Here is a 14,906-nt window from a genome sequence, read left to right as displayed (position 1 = left end):
CCCACACCTGCGCTGCGTCGACGTTCAAGCCACCCGGTAGATGGGTGGTTCCTGGAACCAGTGCCAGCATCAACGGCTGTGAAGCCACGTTCAAGCCACCCGGTAGATGGGTGGTTCCTGGAACTGGGGAACTCGGGGCGCACCCAGGCGCCGCGTTCAAGCCACCCGGTAGATGGGTGGCTCCTGGAACGGGCCAGGCGTGTAGTGGGCGTCGGAGCCGGTTCAAGCCACCCGGTAGATGGGTGGTTCCTGGAACATGAGCCAGCGGGAATGTGCCGGGTTCAACGTTCAAGCCACCCGGTATGTGGGTGGCTCCTAGAACAAGCAGGCCAGCGTCGTCATCCCCTCGCCTGTTCAAGCCACCCGGTAGATGGGTGGCTCCTGGAACTCCTTGACCGAGAACTGCCGTTCCCAGCTGGTTCAAGCCACCGGGTAGATGCGTGGCTCCTGGAACGGTATCCGGCGTGCCAAGCCTGGCGGGACTGTTCAAGCCACCCGGTAGATGGGTGGCTCCTGGAACCGGCTGTCGCTCGTCCAGTTGGTCGTGCTTGTTCAAGCCACCCGGTAGATGGGTGGTTGCTAGGGGACCAACTGGAGCGCCGGCCCCATGACCTTGGAAGGACATTGCATTGAAAACCTTGACCGTGACGGCCCGCATCAAGGGGCCGTTGATTTCCGGCGGGGGCTACATGACGTTCGACGGGCTTCTGGCAGCGGCTGTGTTCGCACAGACCCAAGACCTGGAGCAGGCCCATGAGCGGCTGCCTCTGGCCCGCACGGGGGGCATGTACCACGCCAGCGCGGCGTTGTTGGAGCCGCTTCAGGTGGGCCGCCGAGCCATCGTGCAGGGCATGCGACCCGGGCCAGAGTTGTTTCCCTGGCTCAAGAAGAACGCGGCCGGCAACGTCCATCGGGCGTTCTCCAACATGCCCGACAACATCCTGAGCAGCTACCGCGCCTTCGATGCGGACCAAGTGAGCTGGAGTTGCGAGGGGGACCCCGATGCCATTTGGCCGCTGCTGGAGGCACTCCCCATGATTGGCAAGAAGCGCAGCACCGAGGTCCTCCAGTGGAGCATCACGGATGGGGACCTCGATGGTGTGGTCGGTTACGCCGATGAGCCATTGCGGCCTGTGCCGGCGTGGCTCTGGAAGGGCGAGCACAAGCATGTGCTGGCCGATGTTTGCTGGCGTCCTGCGTACTGGGACCCCCGACACAAGGCCCCCTGCTATGTCTGCTGAGGTCACGATGCCCGAGTCGTCCCTGGACTTTTTCAATCGCCTGCTCGGCTGTCGCCTGGTCGAGCCCAGCGGTGATGCACTGGGCGATGCGCAGCGGGCCCTGTCAAGCGGCCACCGCATGGCGAAGGGGGGACCTCCTCAGCGGATCGCCTCAGGATGGGCCGTGCTGACGGAGGCGGGCGCCACGATGCAATTCAAGCTGGCCGCCGAGGGCATCACCTACAGCGAAGCCACGCGGTACGAGGCATGGCTGGATTGCCTGGAGGCCTTCGATGGCAGGCCGGTGATGTTGCTGGAGTTCGACAAGAAGCCCATTCCGGCCGGCAACCTGGCGAGAACCTTGGACCTGCGGCATGTGGTGATCTGCGGCCCGAAAGGCATGGAGGTGTTCGACTGGACTGCCGAGCCCGACCCTGCAACCGGCAGCCGCACCCACAAGGTCCTGTGGAGACTCAAGGCGGACCGGGCCAAGGCCAGTGGTGCAGCACGGAGCCAAGTGACGGCATGACCGCTGGGAGCGTTGTGAAGTTCCGTTCGACCGAGCAGGCCGACTTTGCAGCCTTGCTTGGCAAGCACATGGCACTGCAGGATGCCCCGTTGCTGCTGGAGGGCGGGACGGGCATCGGCAAGACCCGCGCCTACCTGCACGCCGTCGTCATGAGCGGGCACCGGGTGGCCTTGGTGTTGCCCACGCACCAACTCATCGACCAACTGCTGGCCAGTGCAGACCTCGCGGCCGTTGGCTTGGATGTGGTGGACTTCAGGCCGGCGGCGATGTTTGACAAGCGCGCAGATTACGAGGCCAGGCGGGCAGCAGCACAGGCAGCGCGGGTGATGGTCTGCACCTCGGCGGCCGTCATCATCGACCAGCGTTTGCGAGGCGAATACTGTGGGGCCCTGGGGCGGGACTACCTGGTCTTCGATGAGGCCGACCAACTGCCAGAGATGGCGGCGCTTCAGTCAGACATGCGCATCACGCGGGCTGCCTTGAGTGAGGCTGGGATTGCGTTCACGGATGTCCCCGACACGCTGAGGCGGGTGGCTGACGCGCCAGCCCGGGTCATTGACCCAGAAATGCGGGCCGCCGCACGGGTCATGCTGGAGGTTCTGGAGGACCCCCAGCCTTGGCAGCGGGTCGGGGTCGAGGATGACGGCACGGTGGCGCTGTCCCATCGGCTTCCTGGCCGCTTGTTGACCAAGGTTGCGAACAGGGCAGGGGTGGCCTTTGTGAGCGCAACGCTGACGGTCTCGGAGCGGTTCGACAACTTCCGCAACGTGATGGGCATCGGCGAGATAAGCCGGCTGTCCTGCGCCATTGAGCCTCGGCAGCATGGTCATCTTCAGTTCCAACTGCATGCGCTGGAGGTCGGCACCCAGGAGTGGTTCGACGCCACCGTCGAGGCCATTGAAGACGCGCCCAGGCCCACACTGGTGGCGACCACCTCACATGAGTTGACCGCCCGCCTTCTTGCTGCCGTCGGGGCGCGGGATGACGTACTCATCAAGGCTGGCGCGTGGGCTGGTCTGGATGTGCCTGTGCCTTGGCGCAGCATCGTTGTGCCCACCGTCCCTTTCGGCCAGCCCGTGGTCCTCGATGGTGAGGTGGTGAGCAGCTACCTCGATGCCCGCACGATGGCCCAGCGCCGCCTTCGCCAGGTGATTGGGCGCGGGCTGAGGTCCCCCGATGCGGCATGCACCATCATCATGCTGGACCAGCGGGCATCCAAGGTGGGCCAGTTCGTGCCCGCTCGGTTTCTGGAGGCGTGGGGGTCCCGCACGGAGTTTGACGAGGGGCAGCGGGCCGAGGTGGTCTTGAGCAAGGCGGAGCGTGACCCCAACCTCCGCAATGCGGCACTCAAGCACTACGGGACGCGTTGCCGCTGGGAAGGGTGCGACATCACGCAGAAGCACTTGCTGGACGTGCACCACCTGGACCCGATTGCCGAAGGTGTCCGCAAGACCACCCTGAAGGATGTGACGGTGCTGTGCAAGAACCACCACGCCGAGGCGCATCACCAGTTGAGGCAGCAGGCACGCGGGGTGAGCCGTGCCACCTCGGGTGCTGAATTGGACTGAGTTGGCGCCACTAGCCCCAGCCAGGGGCCCCGGCGCGATGTGCTAGGTTCATCGCTCCGTCCGGTGCGCCATGGTGCGGTCAGGTAGTCGGTTGGGTTACAGGTCCAGCGCATCGCGGACGCTGGCGATGGTCTTCAGGATGGTTTCGCGTTCGCGCTCCAGCGCATCCAGGCGGCGACTCAGTGAACCCCTCAAGGCCAGCAGGTCAGCACGCAAGGTGCCCACCGGGGCATCGGGCTGGGCCGCCATGTCGCGCTGGCTGGCTTTCAGGGCTTCGCGTGCAGCGTGCACCCAGCTATAGACCGTGTTCGGAAGGATGCCCAGCTCGCGGGCAATGGCTGCCTGCGGCCGGCCCTGCTCGGCCATCAGAAGGGCCTGGAGCTTCTGCTGGGGCGTGTACTTGGCGCGGGTGCCCTTCACGCGAACAAGCGCAGCGGCGGTCGGGACTTGAGGCATGGTCAGGGCGGAGGGAATGGAGAGAGTGAGCGTGGTCATGGTGGCGAGGGGGTTAGGTGTTGGGGTTGGCGATGCGGACGGGCTCCGCGTTATGGAAGGCGGGCATCGCATCTAGGCGGCGGTCCAGTTCGGCACGTGCGGCGGCCCGGGCAGCGACCACGGAGGGGCCTACAAGCGTTTCGATGAAGCTGGGCAGGGGTTGCCCTTCCGGGATCAGCGCGAGGGCCTGGAGGCGCCCTTCGGCCTGTGCCTGGGCTTCTGCTTCAGTGCCTGTGCCGTGCAGGGCGTCGCCCGCTATGCCGCCTGCCGTGGCTGCCTTGATGGCTCGCCATTCGGTCAGGCGCCGGCTAGCGTCCTCGGCGGCTGCCTCACGCTGGAGGTGCAGCGCATAGACCAGCAGCGCACGGCGGACGATGGCAGCGGATGGCACCTTGAGGCCCCCCAGGTGCTTGGCTTGGGCCTGCGCATAGGCCAGCGCCACCCAGGCCGGGAAGTCCAGCATGGTGTTGTGGCGGGTGTGGGTGCGGCCGAGGGTCAGCGTTGTGCGCTCCCGGGGCTGGAAAGGTCGTTTCTTGGTCATGGGGATGGATGCGCCGGACGGACGCGGGAGGGCAGCCGGGAGAACTCCAGGCGCCTGGGCTGCAAAGGGGGAGCCCCACGCGGGGGCTCGGGGCGAAGCTCTGCGGAGGTGCAGAGGTGGGCCGGCGGAGAACCGGACGATGACCGGCGGGGAGCCGGTGAGCAGGTGACCAGCGCCGTGGGATGCGCTGGCTGAAGGGGCAGTGTTAGGTCCGGGCCTGGGTGGTCAAGGTGACCTTGGATGCACCGACGGGGCCACAGGTGAACTTGACGCGGTAGTGGGTCGTGGCACTGTTGACCACGGCCCGGCTGACCACGTACTCGCCAGCCGGTATGGCCTCGGAGTCCGTCAGGGGCCAGGTGGTGCCACCGTCCTGGCTGGTCTCGATGGTGATGGTGCCAGGGTTGGATGCCTGACCGACCGCCACCACATCCCTGCCCACGGCTCGGACACGGGAAGGGCCGGTTACGGTGGAACCGGCGGTGACTCCCTGGCCGATGTCCTCGAAGACGTTGCCCTGGGCTGGGGCGATTGCGTGGGAGCCATGAGTGGCCGAGGAGGGCGGGGCGAACTTGCGGAGGTCAGTGACTCCGGTTCCTTTGCTGGTGGTGACGGCTGTTGCCATTGGGGGACCTTTCGGGGACGGGTTGTGAAAATCAGGTGTTCAGGGATGGGCGGTCTGGAGGCCGCGACAACGGCCGGAGACTCAGTGCGTGCCGGCCGGCCACCCAAGGGAACAGTAAGTGGACCGGCGGGGCGGCTGGCTAAGGAAAGGGTATTGGCCGCGTTTGGCGCCTGTTGCGGGCGCCATCTCGTTGATGCACCTAGCGATTTGGTAGCCACCTTCTCTTCGCCCAGGATGTAGCCACCGTCCTTGCGGATGTCCGGCTACCCTAGAGAACAGTAAGTGGACCGGTGGGGCGGCTAGCTAAGGTCGGGGTTTGGACGCCCTCCGGCAGGCCCAGCAGCGGTTAAGTCCCTATCCGGCATGCCGATTCGGCCCAGGATGTAGCCGCCGTCCTTGCGGATGGACGGCAGGACCACGCCAGTCACCCAGTCTTGGAACTTGCGGGCCTCGGGCTTGCGGGACTTCAGGACCAGCTTGTAGAAGCCGGACTCGTTGACGGCCAGGACCCGCTGCTCGCCGCCACGGGGGGTCAAGACAGCAACTAGGCCCTTCTCGTGGTCGCCGAGGTGCTTCAGGTAGGGCGAAGGGCCTGCGCTCAGGCTGCCGCCGATGTCCAGGGCCAGCAGCAAGTCCTTGGCGATGAACCAGGGGGCGCCGTCACGGTCGATGACGCGCAGCTCGGTGGCGAAGGGGGTGTAGGGAATCGGTCAATTTCCAACACCCTCCGCATTCATGTCGAAAATATAGCCCATTGACACTTTTCAACATGCTGGAGATACTTACACCGTTTTCCGACAGTTTGAGGTGTCCATGTCCCGAGTCTTTGCCTATGCCCGCGTGTCCACGGTCGAGCAACTGACCGAGAACCAGCGCGGGGAGATTGCTGCCGCCGGCTATGCGGTAGAGCCACGCCGGTTTGTCGAGGAACAGGTCTCTGGATCGGTGCCGGCCAGCCAGCGTCCTGGCTTCGTCAAGCTGCTGGAGCGGCTAGAGAAGGGGGACACGCTCGTCGTGACGAAGCTGGACCGGCTGGGGCGGGACTCCATCGACGTTCAGCAGACGGTCGAGCGATTCACCAGGGAAGGCATCCGGCTGGTGGTCCTCCAACTCGGCAATCTGGACCTGACTAGCCCGGCCGGCGAGTTGATGGTCAAGATGCTGGCCGCTGTGGCGGACTTCGAGCGGGCCCTCATCATCGAGCGGACCCAGGCGGGGCTCGCCAGGGCGAAGGCAGAAGGGACAAAGCTGGGAAGGCCCGCGAAGACTACCGAGGTAGAACGGTCCGCCATCCGGGATGCGCTGGCCGCCGGCAAGTCGGTGTCTGAGCTGGCCCGGTGTTACGAGGTCAGCCGGGCCACCATCATTGCCGTGCGGGACGGCGCCACCGCCTGACCAGCCAGAAACGACAGTACCCCAGGCCGGGAGGCCCAGGGCTTCAGGAGGGTGTCAGCGGCAGGTGTCGAAGCCTGCACCCCTCGCGGGGACGGTTGCGACCGTGCGTCTACCGTTTCGCCACGCTGACCGCAGCATCGTAACGGTCAGGGTTGCCGGCGCCCGGCGAGGTCGATGATGAGTTCGTAGCCCCGCAGGCGCATCGTGAAGGCCCGGCCCTCGCCCCAGGGCTCAACCCACGCATCGAACCACGGGCCCCCCTGCCAGTAGCTCCGGTCCCAGTGAATCAACCCGCCTCCCCGCACGGGTGTGTACCCCCGCAGAGCCCAGGTGGTCAGCTTCACGAGGCCATCCACGGTCGTGACCGCCCAGTCATCCAAGGTCCAGCCGACCCAGCGGGCGCGTTCAATTATCGTCATTCTTCGGGTTCCGCGCTGCTCGGTGGTCCCCGGTGCGGGGCCCTCCCAATCCGGCAGCTACCGCCTCTCGCGGTGACCGGACTGTGGCTGTGGGGGACCCCTCGGCGGTAGTCGATGAAGCTCCGATGGACCGGGCCGATATGATGCTCGGCGCCGGCTGACGCTCAATCGTCCAATTAGCGGGACGGTCCGACAAGGCGGAAGGTCTCTTGAGGGGAACGGTTGTCGAAGCGGGACGGTCAGGGGACCTTTGACATTGGCGTAGCACGCCCAGGAGGCTGCGGTACAGCGGCAAGACCTGACCCCCTTGGCGCCCATCGTTCGACCCGCCTGGGGCGTTTGGCGGCCTTCTGGCTGCCGTATGGGGAACCGAGGGGGCACGGGGGGAAACCGGCCCTGTGTTCTATCTGATACCCGCTGACTTTTTGTGCCGGAAAGTCCGGGGACCCCTGCGGCTAATCAGCGCCCGTAGCAGCGGACTAGGCCCAACTCGGGGAACTTCAGTTTCTCCAAGTTGCCCCGTAAGGTCGCCAGTGAGTGGTCGTAGACCTTCCGCCCGGTGGACTGCCCGTTTGTGTGCCCCAGCAGGGCATCGGAAATCACGCCCTCCACTCCTGCATCGGTCAGTCGAGTTCGGGACGTGTGCCTGAAGGCGTGGAAGTCCTGATAACGGCGCCCCACTCCCTGCGCCTTGCGGTAGCTGCTGAACCACTTTGTGAAGTTCGTCCCGGCAGGCTCTCCCTCGGGGTACTTCACGTCTGGGAACAGGCGTGTGTGGCCGGCTGCTTTGGTGTCCCTGATGTAGTCGGCGAAGCCCAGGGTGATTAGGTCTGAGTGGATCGGGGTGCGCCTGCGCCCGCTGTCGCCCTTGGTCGTGGTCTCCGGGCTGTCTTCGTCTTCGTCGCCAGCATCGGCCAGGACGTTGATGCTGAGGCCCAGGACGGGGTGGTCAGTCAAATCCTCGATGCGGAGCTGGCACAGCTCGGACTGGCGAGCGCCTGTGTAGAGTCCCAGCAAAGGCACCCAGTACGCTGCCGCCCCGCCTGCACTGGTGGACTCCGGCAACTCGTACCGCTGGAACAGGGGCGAAGTGAAGAGCTTGGTGAGTGCCTCGGGGGACAGGTCAACCCGCTTGCGGCTCTTCTTCACGATGACGGTGTGGGCCTCCCAGGGGTTGTAGTCGATCCAGCCCTGTTTCCCAGCGGCGTAGTTCAGCAGGCTCTTCACGGCGTTGAACTTGTCCAGGGCCGTCTTCTGCGTCTTGCAGGTGGCGAGGAAGTGGGCCACGACGGTGGCCCCCTGGGGCTTCGTGTAGGCAGTCAAGGGCAGCTTGCCCAGGCACTCGTCCACCAGCGCAATGCCGCTCTTGGCCTTGCTGACCAGAGTACGCCCGGGTAGGTTGGTGGCCTCCCACAGCTTCAGCACATCGCGGAGGGTGTGTTGCTTGGGAAGCGTCACCCCAGTTTGACGCGTAGGAGTGGGCACAACTTCGCCCCGGTCGCGTGCACTGCGGTCCTTCCAGGCTTGCCGGTGTTGCTCCAGGCTGAGGCGGAGGGCCTGCTGGCTGCTGTCATCGGACCAGTCCACGTCCAGACCCAGGCGGCGGGCCGCATCGTCGGCGGCGACCAGCACGCGGGAGGTCTTGCGGCGGGCGAGGTCAGTAGCAGCGGCACCGTCAGCAAGCGCATTCAGGCCAGCCAGCGCAGCGGCTTCACCGGCAGTCAGGCCATCTGCCGCGATGGGTTGACGCTGGGGTATGCCGAGGGCGCTGCGGGTCACGGCCGCCACCTCGCGGAGGGCCTGGACTCCTTCGGGCGATTCCCTCAGGTCGTCATCCTGGGCCATCCCGGCGGCGTACACCTCGCGGGCGATGGCCTGGGCCACCTCTGTAGGCATCGCGGTGATGGGCGTCAGCGTCCGTCCGGCGAGCATCGCGGCTCGCTTCTGCGCAAACTCCGCTTCGTACTGGGCACGAAGTAGGGCGGACTTGAGCTTGACGGCTGCGGAGTCGGCCCCCCTTCCCAGGCTGATACGGAAGTCCTTGCGGCCACCGTAGAGGGCCTGGAGGTCCAGAGGGACGCAGATGCGAATTGACGGTGCGCGGCCCTTGGTGGCCGGCTGCACTCCGAGAGGCTTTGCCATAGTCTTCTTCATGGGTTGAAGATGGTCAAAGCGTCACAGTGAACTGTCACAGTTTCTGGTGCTAAGCCGTTGTTTTTCAATGATTTCCTTGGAAATCAACGACTTGCGTGGCGGAAGCGGTGAGATTCGAACTCACGGAAGGCTCACACCTTCGACGGTTTTCAAGACCGTTGGATTAAACCACTCTCCCACGCTTCCGAAGAGCCGCATTCTAAGGGCGTCGCGCTCAGCGGCCGGGCTTCTGGGCTTGTTCGCAGTCGATCTGGATGATTTCGCGGCGCGGGCCGTCGATGCGGGCGGCACTCAGGCGGCCGCCCCAGACGCAGCCGGTGTCCAGCCCGAGCAGCGTCGGGCGGTCGAGCAGGCCGAGCGTGGACCAATGGCCGAAGGCGATGGGTGTGTCGGCCGTGCGCCGGTGGGGTGCGTCGAACCAGGGCAGGTGGCCCTCGGGGGCGGCGCCAGCGCCGTCCTTGGTTTTGAAGTCCATCTCGCCGTCCGGCGTGCAAAAGCGCAGCCGGGTCAGCGCGTTGACGGTGAAGCGCAGGCGTGGCGTGCCGGTCAGCCCGGGTGACCAGCGGGCCGGTTCGTTGCCGTACATGGCGTGCAGGAAGTCGGGCAGGGCCGGGCCGCGCAGCACGTCCTCGACCTCGGCAGCCAGGGCCAGCGTGTCGTCCCGGCTCCAGGCCGGGATGACGCCCGCGTGCACCATCAGCCAGCCGGCGTCAAAGACGGCCAGGCGCTGGTGGCGCAGCCAGTGCAGCAGGGCTTCGCGGTCGGGAGCGTCGAGCAGCGCGGTCAGCGTGTCGCTGCGGTGCGGTGGGCGCACGCCGTGGGCCACGGCGAGCAGGTGAAGGTCGTGGTTGCCGAGCAGGCAGGTGGCTGCGCCATCCAGCGCCTGCAGCCTGCGCAGCGTGGCCAGCGAGGCCGGGCCGCGGTTGACGAGGTCGCCCAGCAGCCACAGGCGGTCGCGTGACGGCGAAAAGTCGATGCGGGCCAGCAAGCGCTCGAAGGCGTCGCAGCAGCCCTGGAGGTCGCCGATCAGGTAGTTCATCGGCCGGCATGCTACGCGGGTCGCCGGGCGCGGCCGGCGCGGCTTCGGGAATGCGCTGTGGGCGCCGTCACAGCCATCTGCTAGTCTTGCGCGCTCGATTTTTCCCCCGCGCCGGCCTTGGTTTTGGTTGCTTGGCGCCTTCAATGGACACCGCACTCGTTCTCTTCCTGATCCTGCTCAACGGCCTGTTTGCCATGTCCGAGATGGCGCTGACGGCCAGCCGCAAGGCCCGGCTCCAAGTGATGGTGGAAAGCGGCGAGGGCGGGGCGCAGGCCGCGATGGACCTGCACGAGAACCCCACCAAGTTCCTGTCGACTGTGCAGATCGGCATCACCGGCATCGGCGTGCTGAACGGCATCGTGGGCGATGCGGCGTTTTCCGGCCCGTTGTCGCAGTGGCTGACCGAGAGCTTCCACCTGAACCCGGAGGCCACGCAGATTGCGGCAACGGCGCTGGTCGTGGTCATCATCACGCTGCTGACCATCGTGTTTGGCGAGTTGGTGCCCAAGCGCATCGGGCAGATCTACCCGGAGACGGTGGCGCGCCTGGTGGCGCCGCCGATGAACATGATCTCGACGGCGACGCGCCCGCTGGTGCGGCTGCTGAGCTTCACGACCGAGGCGACGCTGGGCCTGCTGGGCCTGCGCAACAAGGGCCAGCGCGGCGTGACGGAAGAAGAGATCGCGGCCAGCCTGGAAGAGGGGCTGGACGCCGGCGTCATCGAGGAGCACGAGCACCAGATGGTGCGCAATGTGTTCCGCCTGGACGAGCGCCAGATCGGCTCCATGATGATCCCGCGCGCCGAGATCGCCTGGCTGGAGGTCGATGCGACACCGGCCGAGGTGCTGGCCGTGTTGCGCGAACACGGCTTCAGCCGCTATCCCGTGTGCCGTGGCAGCCTCAGCGAGGTGCTGGGTATTGCGCATGCGCCGACCCTGCTGGCGCGTGCGCTGGAAGGCCAGGCGCTGGATCTGGCCACCGGGCTGGAAGCGCCGCTGTACGTGCCCGAGACCTTGTCGGGCATGGAGTTGCTGGAACATTTCCGCGTGTCGGATGCGCCGCTGGTCTTCGTCGTCGATGAGTACGGCGAGGTGCAGGGCGTGATCGCCGTGCGCGACGTGCTGGAAGCCATCGCCGGGGAGTTCAACGCTCCGAGTGATGGCGATGCCTGGGCGGTGCAGCGCGAGGACGGGAGCTGGCTGATCGATGGCCTGATTCCAGTCCCCGAACTGAAGGACCGTCTGGGTTTGAAAGAACTGCCCGAGGAGGACCGTGGGCGCTACAACACCCTGGCCGGCATGATCATGCTGCTGCTGGGGCGCTTGCCGCGCACGACCGACGTGGTGGAGTGGGACGCGTGGAGATTCGAGGTCGTGGACCTCGACGGCAAGCGTGTAGACAAGGTGCTGGTCAGCCGACTGGCTGTGGAAACTGAAGAAAGAAGCTCATGAGCAACCCCCCGATGTACGGCGAACTGGCGCCGCTGGACCGCGAGGCCCACAAGAACCTGAAGCTGGACACGGCCAAGCCGGTCGTCAGCCGCGTGGCCGACCAGAACTCGGTTTTCCTGGCTGCCGTGGAGTTCGGTGATGCCTGCAAGGAGTTCCCCATCGTCTTCGTGCGCGCAGGCGAGCCCGGCGCTGACGGCAAGCCGCCCGTGGCCCCGCTGGCCGTGCTGGGCCTGAAGGCCGGTTCCAACCTGTTCGTCGATGGCGACAAGTGGGACGCCAACTACGTGCCGGCCTATGTGCGCCGCTACCCGTTCGCGATGGCCCGCCTGGACGGCAACGCCAACAACCTGGCTGTCTGCTTCGACAGCAAGTGGGAAGGCTTCAACGAGACCACCGGCGAGGCGCTGTTCAACAACGGCGAGCCGACCGAGTTCCTGCTGAATGCCCGCACCTTCCTCGAGAACTTCGAGCAGGAAGCCGAGCGCACCCGCCTGATCTGCAACCTGCTGGTCGAGATGGACCTGCTGCAGGACATGCGCTTCGAGGCCACGCTGCCCAACGGCGAGAAGCTGGACGTTGAAGGCTTCCTGGCGCTGGACGAGAAGAAGTACAGCGAGCTGGCTGACGACAAGGTGCTGCAGCTGCACCGCAACGGCCTGATCGGCCTGATCGAGCTGCACCGCCTGTCCATGGGCAACATGAACCGCCTGGCGGCCCGCTACGCGGCCTGAGCCCGCGCCTCGTTGTCTAGCAGCGGGCCGTTGCGCCCGCAGCCCCAAGGCCACGCATGCGTGGCCTTTTTTCTCGCCCCAGTCGCCCGCGTCGTGTCGGTTGCAGCGCTGCATCCCACATTTGCTTACCCCAAGTACTAGGGGAAATCACATGTATCCATGTGTGTGGCGCTGGGAAAAGTCACGTTTACGTCTCTAGACTCCAGCGCTCCGCCTTTTTTGGCGACCTTGCCTGGATGCCGTTGATGATTTCCCTTTTTCAAGAAAGCCGGCGTGCGCCCCTCAACCCCTTTGGCGGCCCGCCCCTGGAGTTGAACAGCGACTTCGGCTCGTTGGACGGCGAAGCCCTGGGTTTGGTCGAGCGCCGCTATGGCGACCGCGGACTGGCGGTGAGCCGTGAGCGCTTCAGCAGCCGCAATGAGGACGGCGACGTCGTCTGCACGGCGCGGGACGGCGACAAGATCGTCGGCACGCTGAGCGTGCGCTTCGATGGCGTGGGCGGCCTCAAGGCCGACCTGCTGTTCGCCGAGGAGCTCGCTGAGTGGCGGGCCGCTGGCATCAAGCTCTGTGAGTTCGGTGCGCTGGCGGTGGACAAGCATTCGCACGACCCCAAGCGCCTGCTGGCCCAGGTTTTCCACCTGGGCTACCTGCACGCGCACCGCCGCGCGCGTTTTGAGCGCCTGGTCATCGAGGTGAACCCGCGCCACGTCGCCTTCTACCGCCGCTGGCTGGGCTTCATGCCCTACACCTCGGCGCGCCACAACCCCCGTGTGGACGCGCCGGCCGTGCTGATGAGCATGGAGCTGTCCCATGCGCGCGAGCAGATCTCGCTGCTGGGTGGGCAGCCCGAGAAGATGGCCACCTCGCGCAGCCTGTACCCACTGTTCTGGGATGCGGCCACCGAGGCCGCGATGCTGGCCAAGATCAGCTGAGCCCGCGCAGCGGCTCAAGCCGCGCCGCCCAGTCGGCGTGACAGCCCGACGGCAGCTTCCCGCAAGGCCAGCACAGGCGCCCCGTCCAGCGCGGTGTCGAAGCCGGCGCTGGCGCCAATGGCGGTCAGGCTCAGCACCAGGCGCCTTGAGGCGTCGAACACCGGCGCCGCCGCTGCGCTGACGCCGGCCACCACGCTGTCGCGCGACGTGGCGCACCCCTGGGCCCGGATGTCGGCCAGCGCTTCGGCCGCCGGTAGTGGCTGGTGCAGCGCTGCGGCTTCCACCTCGCGCCAGGCGGCGAACAGCCGGCCGGATGCCGTGCCCGCCAGGCTCATCACGGTCCCGTGACGCATGCTGATGTGCACGGGCGTCGGCCCCTCCGCCACGCGCACGATGGTGGGCCCCTGCGTGCCCCACACCGCGATGGCCACCGTGTGGCCCAGGCGCAGGGCCAACTCCTCGATGACCGGTGTGGCCAGCCGCACCGGGTCGTACTGCTGCAGGCTGATCAGGCCCAGCTGCATGGCCAGCGGGCCCAGGCCATAGAGCCCGGCGCGGCCGGCCCCGCCGTCTTGCTCCACGAGGCCCAGTTTGATGAAGCTCACCAGGTAGGGGTGGGCCTTGGCTGGCGTCATGCCGGCGTCGCGCGCCAGGTCTTTCAGCGCCATCGGGCGGCCGTGGTGGGCCAGGGCCAGCAGCAACTGGCCGCCCACTTCAATGCTCTGGATGCCGCGCGGCTCGCGGCTGGACGGGTCGGCGTCGGTCATGCGGAAAATTCTATATTGCTGAATTGATTCGCAATAGGCTAAATTTCAGGCCTTGCTGGAGACCGCCCCATGACCGCCAAAGCCTTTGCCTCACAAGCCGACCTGGAAGAAAAGAAGGTCACGTTCGAGCGCCTGTCCGAACACGCCTGGGCCTACACCGCCGAGGGCGACCCCAACACCGGCATCGTCATCGGGCGCGACGCGGCCATGGTCATCGACACCCAGGCCACGCCGGTGATGGCGGCCGACGTCATCCGCCGCATCCGCGAGGTGAGCGCCGTGCCCATCAAGTACGTGCTGCTCAGCCACTATCACGCGGTGCGGGTGCTGGGTGCCAGCGCCTTCAAGGCCGAGGGCCTGGAGCAGGTGATTGCCAGCGACGCCACGCTGGCGCTCATCCAAGAGCGCGGAGAGCAAGACAAGGCCAGCGAGATCGGCCGCTTCCCGCGGCTGTTCCGCAATGTCGAATCGGTGCCGCCTGGCCTCACCTGGCCCACGCTCACCTTCTCGGGCAAGCTCACGCTGGATCTGGGCGGCGTGAAGGTGGAGATGTTCTCCCCCGGCCGCGGCCACACCGCCGGCGACACCGTGGCCTGGCTGCCGGGCGAGCGCGTGCTGTTCAGCGGCGACCTGGTGGAGTTCGACGCCACGCCGTATTGCGGCGACGCGCACTTTGCCGACTGGCCCGCCACGCTGGATGCCATCGCGAAGCTGGACGCCGCCGCGTTGGTGCCGGGGCGAGGCCCCGCGCTCAAGGGCGCCGAGCAGGTGGCCGCGGGCCTGGCCGGCACGCGCGCCTTCGTGAGCGAGCTGTACGCCGCCGTGCAAGCGGGCGTGCAGGCCGGCGAGGAACTGAAGGCCGTGTACCAGCGCACCATGGCCGCGCTGCGCCCCACCTACGGCCACTGGGTGATCTTTGACCACTGCATGCCCTTTGACGTGACCCGCGCCTACGACGAGGCCGGCGGCACGGCCCACCCGCGCATCTGGACGGCCGAGCGCGACATCGAGATGTGGAAAGCCCTCGAGGGCGCCTGACC

The 14,906-nt window shown here is 66.6% G+C and carries 16 protein-coding genes and 1 tRNA gene; 8 read left to right on the top strand and 9 right to left on the bottom strand.

All coding sequences use genetic code 11. The features are described from left to right. Positions 1-629 precede the first annotated feature (629 nt). Genes NYO99_RS15820 through NYO99_RS15810 form a run of 3 tightly spaced genes read left to right on the top strand, consistent with a single transcriptional unit; the run spans position 630 to position 3,317 of the window. Positions 630-1,241 carry a hypothetical protein gene (locus NYO99_RS15820; protein ID WP_268168211.1) on the top strand — a complete coding sequence of 204 codons (612 nt, stop codon included), beginning with the start codon at positions 630-632 and terminating at the stop codon, positions 1,239-1,241. Further along, entirely contained in the window at positions 1,231-1,749 is a 519-nt protein-coding gene (locus NYO99_RS15815) for a hypothetical protein (RefSeq protein ID WP_268168210.1), read from the top strand. The genes NYO99_RS15820 and NYO99_RS15815 overlap by 11 nt, the downstream gene beginning before the upstream one ends. A gap of 14 nt (positions 1,750-1,763) precedes the next feature. Then, complete coding sequence (locus tag NYO99_RS15810) at positions 1,764-3,317, top strand: DEAD/DEAH box helicase (protein WP_268168209.1); 1,554 nt, start codon at positions 1,764-1,766, stop codon at positions 3,315-3,317. A 96-nt stretch (positions 3,318-3,413) separates the two neighbouring features. On the opposite strand, the gene NYO99_RS15805 is transcribed toward NYO99_RS15810, so the two are convergent. From NYO99_RS15805 to NYO99_RS15790, 4 genes are all read right to left on the bottom strand, one after another. Next, positions 3,414-3,812, bottom strand: a complete 399-nt coding sequence (locus NYO99_RS15805) for a transposase (RefSeq protein ID WP_268168208.1) — start codon at positions 3,810-3,812, stop codon at positions 3,414-3,416. 13 nt (positions 3,813-3,825) lie between these two features. After that, positions 3,826-4,353 (bottom strand): hypothetical protein, encoded by a 528-nt coding sequence (locus NYO99_RS15800; RefSeq protein WP_268168207.1) that lies wholly within the window; start codon positions 4,351-4,353, stop codon positions 3,826-3,828. A 205-nt stretch (positions 4,354-4,558) separates the two neighbouring features. Continuing rightward, positions 4,559-4,978 carry a hypothetical protein gene (locus NYO99_RS15795; protein WP_268168206.1) on the bottom strand — a complete coding sequence of 140 codons (420 nt, stop codon included), beginning with the start codon at positions 4,976-4,978 and terminating at the stop codon, positions 4,559-4,561. Between the two features lie 299 nt (positions 4,979-5,277). Continuing rightward, positions 5,278-5,649, bottom strand: coding sequence for a BRO-N domain-containing protein (locus tag NYO99_RS15790; protein ID WP_268168620.1), 372 nt, complete (start codon positions 5,647-5,649; stop codon positions 5,278-5,280). A 142-nt stretch (positions 5,650-5,791) separates the two neighbouring features. Here NYO99_RS15790 and NYO99_RS15785 point away from each other — a divergent pair, with 142 nt between their 5' ends. Next, complete coding sequence (locus tag NYO99_RS15785) at positions 5,792-6,373, top strand: recombinase family protein (protein ID WP_268168205.1); 582 nt, start codon at positions 5,792-5,794, stop codon at positions 6,371-6,373. Between the two features lie 146 nt (positions 6,374-6,519). Here NYO99_RS15785 and NYO99_RS15780 read toward each other — a convergent pair whose 3' ends face one another. The 4 genes from NYO99_RS15780 to NYO99_RS15765 form a co-directional block, all read right to left on the bottom strand. Further along, on the bottom strand, positions 6,520-6,717 hold the full coding sequence (locus NYO99_RS15780; protein ID WP_268168204.1) for a hypothetical protein: 198 nt from the start codon (positions 6,715-6,717) through the stop codon (positions 6,520-6,522). Between the two features lie 534 nt (positions 6,718-7,251). Further along, the gene (locus NYO99_RS15775) at positions 7,252-8,946 is read right to left on the bottom strand and encodes a site-specific integrase (RefSeq protein ID WP_268168203.1); all 1,695 of its coding nucleotides are present in this window, start codon (positions 8,944-8,946) and stop codon (positions 7,252-7,254) included. A gap of 96 nt (positions 8,947-9,042) precedes the next feature. Then, a tRNA-Ser gene (locus NYO99_RS15770) sits at positions 9,043-9,132 on the bottom strand. 28 nt (positions 9,133-9,160) lie between these two features. After that, positions 9,161-9,985 carry a symmetrical bis(5'-nucleosyl)-tetraphosphatase gene (locus tag NYO99_RS15765; RefSeq protein ID WP_268168202.1) on the bottom strand — a complete coding sequence of 275 codons (825 nt, stop codon included), beginning with the start codon at positions 9,983-9,985 and terminating at the stop codon, positions 9,161-9,163. Positions 9,986-10,128: 143 nt separating this feature from the next. Between NYO99_RS15765 and NYO99_RS15760 the strand changes: the two genes are divergently transcribed. From NYO99_RS15760 to NYO99_RS15750, 3 genes are all read left to right on the top strand, one after another. Beyond that, the gene (locus tag NYO99_RS15760; protein ID WP_268168201.1) at positions 10,129-11,436 is read left to right on the top strand and encodes a hemolysin family protein; all 1,308 of its coding nucleotides are present in this window, start codon (positions 10,129-10,131) and stop codon (positions 11,434-11,436) included. Further along, positions 11,433-12,167: a SapC family protein gene (locus NYO99_RS15755; protein WP_268168200.1), complete on the top strand. Its 735-nt coding sequence runs from the start codon at positions 11,433-11,435 to the stop codon at positions 12,165-12,167. Before NYO99_RS15760 ends, NYO99_RS15755 begins: the two co-directional genes overlap by 4 nt. A gap of 245 nt (positions 12,168-12,412) precedes the next feature. After that, a complete protein-coding gene (locus tag NYO99_RS15750) occupies positions 12,413-13,099 on the top strand; it encodes an N-acyl amino acid synthase FeeM domain-containing protein (RefSeq protein WP_268168199.1) in 687 nt (228 codons plus the stop codon). Positions 13,100-13,113: 14 nt separating this feature from the next. Here NYO99_RS15750 and NYO99_RS15745 read toward each other — a convergent pair whose 3' ends face one another. After that, positions 13,114-13,866, bottom strand: a complete 753-nt coding sequence (locus NYO99_RS15745; protein WP_268168198.1) for an IclR family transcriptional regulator — start codon at positions 13,864-13,866, stop codon at positions 13,114-13,116. Positions 13,867-13,935: 69 nt separating this feature from the next. On the opposite strand from NYO99_RS15745, the gene NYO99_RS15740 reads away from it, so the two are divergent. Further along, positions 13,936-14,904, top strand: coding sequence for an MBL fold metallo-hydrolase (locus NYO99_RS15740; protein ID WP_268168197.1), 969 nt, complete (start codon positions 13,936-13,938; stop codon positions 14,902-14,904). The last annotated feature ends 2 nt before the right edge of the window (positions 14,905-14,906 follow it).

Source organism: Roseateles hydrophilus (assembly GCF_026712245.1).
Taxonomy (GTDB): domain Bacteria; phylum Pseudomonadota; class Gammaproteobacteria; order Burkholderiales; family Burkholderiaceae_C; genus Pelomonas; species Pelomonas hydrophilus.
Note: the sequence above shows the minus strand (reverse complement) of the source record. Positions and strands in the feature narration are given on the sequence as shown.